Source organism: Roseateles sp. P5_B10 (assembly GCF_056400485.1).
Genome location: NZ_JBFULE010000322.1, coordinates 1 through 5715 on the forward strand (window position 1 = coordinate 1; position 5715 = coordinate 5715).

At 66.0% G+C, this 5715-nt stretch carries 8 protein-coding genes and 1 riboswitch; of the genes, 3 read left to right on the top strand and 5 right to left on the bottom strand.

What is annotated here, in order from left to right; genetic code table 11:
- Window positions 1-468, bottom strand: a 468-nt coding sequence (locus tag AC1DU6_RS18175) for a 6,7-dimethyl-8-ribityllumazine synthase (protein ID WP_477858723.1), incomplete at its 3' end; no start/stop codon positions are given.
- An 86-nt stretch (window positions 469-554) separates the two neighbouring features.
- A riboswitch (FMN riboswitch) is annotated at window positions 555-709 on the bottom strand.
- 56 nt (window positions 710-765) lie between these two features.
- Here AC1DU6_RS18175 and AC1DU6_RS18180 point away from each other — a divergent pair.
- On the top strand, window positions 766-1047 hold the full coding sequence (locus AC1DU6_RS18180) for a 2Fe-2S iron-sulfur cluster-binding protein (protein WP_457324144.1): 282 nt from the start codon (window positions 766-768) through the stop codon (window positions 1045-1047).
- 4 nt (window positions 1048-1051) lie between these two features.
- Here AC1DU6_RS18180 and AC1DU6_RS18185 read toward each other — a convergent pair whose 3' ends face one another.
- Window positions 1052-2719 carry a serine hydrolase domain-containing protein gene (locus AC1DU6_RS18185; RefSeq protein WP_477858726.1) on the bottom strand — a complete coding sequence of 556 codons (1668 nt, stop codon included), beginning with the start codon at window positions 2717-2719 and terminating at the stop codon, window positions 1052-1054.
- A gap of 362 nt (window positions 2720-3081) precedes the next feature.
- Here AC1DU6_RS18185 and AC1DU6_RS18190 point away from each other — a divergent pair, with 362 nt between their 5' ends.
- On the top strand, window positions 3082-3672 hold the full coding sequence (locus AC1DU6_RS18190; RefSeq protein WP_056199077.1) for a 1-acyl-sn-glycerol-3-phosphate acyltransferase: 591 nt from the start codon (window positions 3082-3084) through the stop codon (window positions 3670-3672).
- 255 nt (window positions 3673-3927) lie between these two features.
- The gene (locus tag AC1DU6_RS18195) at window positions 3928-4170 is read left to right on the top strand and encodes a VF530 family protein (RefSeq protein ID WP_457324142.1); all 243 of its coding nucleotides are present in this window, start codon (window positions 3928-3930) and stop codon (window positions 4168-4170) included.
- A 2-nt stretch (window positions 4171-4172) separates the two neighbouring features.
- Here AC1DU6_RS18195 and minE read toward each other — a convergent pair whose 3' ends face one another.
- From minE to minC, 3 genes are all read right to left on the bottom strand, one after another.
- Window positions 4173-4436 carry a cell division topological specificity factor MinE gene (gene minE, locus AC1DU6_RS18200; RefSeq protein WP_056199081.1) on the bottom strand — a complete coding sequence of 88 codons (264 nt, stop codon included), beginning with the start codon at window positions 4434-4436 and terminating at the stop codon, window positions 4173-4175.
- A gap of 13 nt (window positions 4437-4449) precedes the next feature.
- Window positions 4450-5265, bottom strand: a complete 816-nt coding sequence (minD, locus tag AC1DU6_RS18205; RefSeq protein ID WP_056199085.1) for a septum site-determining protein MinD — start codon at window positions 5263-5265, stop codon at window positions 4450-4452.
- A 44-nt stretch (window positions 5266-5309) separates the two neighbouring features.
- Window positions 5310-5715: septum site-determining protein MinC (gene minC, locus AC1DU6_RS18210; RefSeq protein WP_477858729.1), on the bottom strand; the 406-nt coding region annotated here is incomplete at its 5' end.

The window sequence follows — 5715 nt, forward strand, 5'->3', positions numbered from 1 at the left end:
GTCCAGGCTCGCTATTGTCGCGAGGCAGGCGCGTGCCACCTCCTGGCCCTTGGTGGAGAAATGCTCGGCAAAGAAGCGCTTGTGCTCGCCATGCTCATGAAAGTGGTGCGGCGTCAGCACGGCGGAGAACACCGGCACGTCGGTTTCCAGCTGCACCTGCATCAGCGCGCTGATGACGGTCTGGGCGACGAAATCGTGACGGTAGATGCCGCCGTCGACGACGAGACCACAGGCGATGACGGCGTCAAAGCGGCCACTGAGGGCAAGCCGCTTGGCATGCAGCGGGATCTCGAAGGCCCCGGGCACGTCGATGACCGTCACCTGCTCCGCGGGGATTCGACATCGGTCGAATTCATGCCGGATGGCCGACACGGCGACGCCGACGATGTCCTTGTGCCAGCTGGCGGCCACGATGGCCACGCGCGGCAGGCGGGTCAGGTTGAAGGTGGGATTGAGGGTCTGATTCATGGTGTCCTCTTGAAAGACGGTTTTTCCAGAATCAGGGCAAGCGCACGCAGCAGCGGCGTGCCCGCTCAAGCAAGCACGCCGACGCTCCGCGATCTCTTTCATCCGGACTGTGACCGTCGGCCCTGGCATCGCACCAGGTCTGCTGACCCTTTGCCGCCGAAGCGGCGAAGGCGCTCGCGGGCTCCCAGGCCTTCGCCCAGATACCGCCGGTGGGGAATTTCGCCCCGCCCTGAGAACGCTGCCGGCCTTGCGAGCCGGCACACGGATGCTAGCGGCGCTGGCGGCATGATGACGGTCATGTCCGAGACAGCCCTATTTCGCGTGACCCTGCTGCCCGGTGGCGAGACCTTCGACTGCGCCGCCGACCAACCCCTGATGCTGGCCGGCCTGGCGGCGGGGCTTGCCCTGCCTTGGTCCTGCCGCAACGGCACCTGCCGCACCTGCATCGCGCGCGTGATCGAGGGGCGCGTCGAGCACAGCATTCCCTGGCCAGGTCTCTCGGCCGAGGAAAAGGCTGAAGGCTGGGCCCTGCCCTGCGTGGCCTGCCCGCGCAGCGATGTGACGCTGCAACGGGCCTGACGCATCACTTCCTCGCCATCACGAGCTTGTTGCCGCCCTGGTTCAACGTTACCGAGGCGGCCTTGCCCTCGTCGGCGCTGAAGTCGAGTTGCGCCGCGACCTGCGGCACATGGACCTGGCGAGGGGAGGTGGCCATCAGTTCAAACGCCGGCTGGCCTGGTGCCTGGCCCTGCAGGCGGCCCTTGTCGTCGATGAAGACCTTGATGGAGAACTGCGGCGAGCTGTAGTCGCCYACCAAAGCCTGCATTTGCGCCGGGTTGAGCGTGATGAAGGCGGGCTCGGGCGGCAGCTCGCCACTGCGCGTCCAGCGCCCGCCTTCCTTCTCGCCGTTGTTGAACACCCGCATGCCGATGACCTTGCCGTCGGCCGTGCGTTCAAGCTGCAGCTCGTCGACGGAATCGGGGAAAGCGAAGCGGTCCTGCCCGAGCGGGACCAACGCCGCGGTGCCGCCACCGGTACGCTGCCCTTGCAGAACGCCGTCCTTCAACCGCAGCGTGCGCGACCGCTTGTCCTCACGGGTATAGACGCCCTCGGCGCTCGCAAGTTGCTCGGCCGGCACCGCCACGGGCTTGTGCTCGGCAAAGGGCTCGCCGATGGCAAAGGCCGCGAGCTTGCGCGCCACCAGGTCCGTCGCGAAGCCAGGGGCGTCGCTGTTGCGCAAGATGACGACGGTCGTCTGGCTCTTGGGGAGGTAGTTCAGCAGCGACCCAAAACCGTGGATGCCGCCGTTGTGGGCCAGCACGGGCTGGTCGCGCAGCACGTCAGTGCCGATCCCAAAGCCATAGTGATGCGCCTTGGCCGGGCCTTCCGGCGTGGTCATCCGCTCGTAGCTGGCTTTGCTGACGAGCTTGCCGCCATGCAGCGCCTGGTTCCAGCGCCACAGGCCTTCGGTGTTGGCGATCAGTGCGCCGGCGGCATGGGGCTGGGTCATGCTGAGGAAGCCGGCCGGCGCCACCTCGCGCTGGGCATTCAGCGTGTAGCCCTGGGCCATGCCCTTGAAGAGCCTGTCGCCGGCCTGGTAGTGCACGCTGGTGATCTGCGCCGACTTGAGCAGCAGCTCGTCGATGGACTGGTGCCAGCTCCTGCCCGAGATGGCCTCGACGACGGCGCCGAGCAGTACATAGCCGGAGTTGTTGTAGGCCCACTTCTCGCCGGGCGGGAAGTCCGCCGGCAGGTCCTTGAACTCCTTGATCAGCTCGGCCGTGCTGAGGTCGCGGCGCACCGGGTTGCCCATATAGCCCGGGATGCCGGTGTAGCTCTTGACGCCCGAGGTGTGGTTGAGCAGCTGCAGCAGCGTGATCTGGCTGCCATTGGGATAGTCGGGCAGGAATTTGGACAGCGGATCATCGAGGCGGGCCTTGCCCTCATCGATCTGCTTGAGCAGGGCCGCGGCAGCGAACTGCTTGGTGACGGAGCCGATGCGCATCAGCTGGTCAGGCTGCAGGGGCACGCCGAGCTCGATGCTGGCCATGCCGCGAGCGCCCTTGTAGAGAAGCTGGTCACCGCGCGCGACCAGCACCGTGACGCCGGGGCCATCGCGTTTCAGCTTCTGCGCGTCGAGCAGTTGGTCGGCATAGGCCGTCATGGCCGCGGGCGTGGCGGGTTGGCCTGCGTGGGCGGTGCCGACCAGCAAAACAGACAGGGCGAAGGCGGGCGTGGCGTGTTGTCGCATGGCGGTGGGCAGGTGGTGAGACGCCGCGCAGCATGGCGTTTGGCGCGCGGCCCGGCAAGCCGGCGTGCGATGAACGGCATGAAAGAAGGCATGAGCCGCAGCGGCCGTCCACAGCATCTGTGGACAACACCGTGCACAGCCTGCGGGCTGCAAGCCCAAGTCCTTGGCACAACAGCGCTTTTCTTGCGTTGCCGCAGATTGAGGCAGACCGGCGCACGGGACAATCGCGGCCATGCATCGCACCATCTTCACGACCCCGGGGCTGAGCACCCTGCTGCGGGGTTTGTAAGTCCTTGGCACAACAGCGCTTTTCTTGCGTTGCCGCAGATTGAGGCAGACCGGCGCACGGGACAATCGCGGCCATGCATCGCACCATCTTCACGACCCCGGGGCTGAGCACCCTGCTGCGGGGTTTGTCCGTGGCCTGGCTCAAGCTGGCAGGCTGGACCGTTCAGGGCGAGCTGCAGCCCGAGGCGCGCAAAAGCGTCTTCATCGCTGCGCCGCACACCAGCAACTGGGACCTGCCCTACACGCTGTTCGCTTCCTTTGCGCTGCGCCTGACGCCCTACTGGATGGGCAAGGCGTCGATCTTCAGGTTCCCGTTCGGCGGGCTGATGCGCTGGCTGGGCGGCATCCCGGTGGATCGCGACAAGTCCAGCAATCTTGTCGCCGCCTCAGCCGAGGCCCTGCAGGCCGCCGACGGCCCGGTGCAGCTCATCGTGCCCCCCGAGGGCACGCGCAGCAAGACCATCTACTGGAAGACCGGCTTCTACTGGATCGCCGTCACGGCGAAACTGCCCATCGTCATGGCGCACATGGACTACCCGCGCAAGCTCGTTGGCCTCGGCCCGCTGTTCCGGCCGACCGGCGATGTCGACGCCGACATGGCCGAGATCAAGCGCTATTACGCCCAGTACAAGGGCAAGAACTCRGACCAGTTCACACACGAATGATGTGCCCCTCGTCCGGTCTCGCCACGCTGCACGCGGGCGAGCCCAGCCGGTCTTGCAGACCGCGCCGCGGCAGTGCCGCAGCTCTTCAGCAGGCATATTGCGCCCACTGGGCGCAATATGTCCGGCCTCAGCCCCCGAGGGGACGGCGATGCTCACGGCATCAAGCCGCGAGCACATCGCCAGACGGGCCGGCTTGGGAGCGGCCCGGCGCTCGGCCCGAATACCGAAACTACCTACTTCGCATAAGTGCAGCCCATGTCAACCAACCAGTCCAAAGACCCGCTGCATGGCCTCACCCTTGAGGCCATCGTGACCGCATTGGTGGAGCATTTCGGCTGGGCCGAACTCGGCCAGCGCATTGCGATCAAGTGCTTCCAGATCGACCCCAGCGTGGCGTCGAGCCTGAAGTTCCTGCGCAAGACGCCGTGGGCGCGCGCCAAGGTCGAGAGCCTCTACCTCTTCATGCGGCGCGAGCAGGCGCGCGCCGCTCGACCGTAGGTTTAGCGGCCGCCAGGCTCCGGGAGTTCGATCTTGACTTCGAGTACTTCCAGATCCCCCTGGCGCTCCATGTGCACCTTGATGTCTTCAGGGTTGATCGACACGTATTTGCTGATGACGGCCACCAGCTCGCGCTGCAACTGCGGCAGATAGTCGGGGCTGGAGCTGCGGCCGTTGCGCTCGTGCGCGAGGATGAGCTGCAGCCGCTCCTTGGCGACGCTGGCCGAGCTCTTCTTCTCGCCGAGGAAAAAGTTCAGGAATCCCATTGCGCGGCTCCCATCACTTGGCGCCGAAGACGCGCTTGAACCAGCTGGGTTTCACGGCTTCGGTGAAGCGCATGGGCTTGTCCTCACCGAGGAAGCGGGCAACGACGTCCTTGTAGGCCTCGGCCACGTCGGTCTCGGCCAGGTGGATGGCCGGCGTGCCCTGGTTGGAGGCCTGCAGCACGCTCTCGCTCTCGGGGATGACGCCRATCAGCGGCGTGCGCAGGATCTCGTGGATGTCGTCCAGGCTCAGCATCTGGCCGCCCTCGACCCGGTTCGGGTTATAGCGCGTGATGAGCAGGTGCTCCTTCACGGGCTCGCCGCCTTCGATGGCGCGCTTGGTCTTGCTGCTCAGCATGCCGAGGATGCGGTCGCTGTCGCGCACCGACGAGACCTCGGGATTGGTCACCACCAGTGCCTCGTCGGCGTAGTGCATGGCCATCAGCGCACCGGTCTCGATGCCGGCCGGCGAGTCGCAGACGATGAAGTCGAACTCCATCGCCTTGAGCTCGTTGAGCACGCGCTCGACGCCTTCCTGCTTCAGCGCATCCTTGTCGCGCGTCTGCGAGGCGGCCAGGATGTAGAGCTTGTCAAGCTGCTTGTCCTTGATGAGGGCCTGCGTCAGCTTGATCTCTTCGTTGACGACGTTGATGAGGTCATACACCACACGGCGCTCGACGCCCATGATGAGGTCAAGGTTGCGCAGGCCAACATCGAAGTCGATGACGCAGGTCTTGTGGCCGCGCATCGCGAGGCCGGTGGCGAAGCTCGCGCTGGTGGTGGTCTTGCCGACCCCGCCCTTGCCGGAGGTGACGACGACGATCTTGGTCATCTGGAGCTTTCCTGTTCGTTCAGTTCAATCGGGTTCAGAGCACTTCAGAGGGCGAGTGGCAGCATCAGCAGCTTCTCGCCATCGAGCAGGACCTGGGCCGGCTTGCCCGCCACGTCGGCCGGCAGCGGGTTCTCGGTCGTGCGGTAGATGCCGGCAATCGACAGCAGCTCCGCCTCCAGGCTGTGGGCATAGATGCGGGCCGACGTGTCGCCGCGCGCGCCGGCGATGGCCTTGCCGCGCAGCGGTGCGTAGACATGCACGCTGCCATCGGCGATGACTTCGGCGCCGTGGTTCACCAGCGCCAGCACGACGAGGTCGCCGCCCTTGGCATAGATGCGCTGGCCGGAGCGCAGCGGCTTGTCGATGACCAGGGTCGGCGCAGGTGCGGCGGGCTTCTCGATGATCTTTTCGACGGTGATCTCACGAACCACCTCACGCACTGTCTCGGCC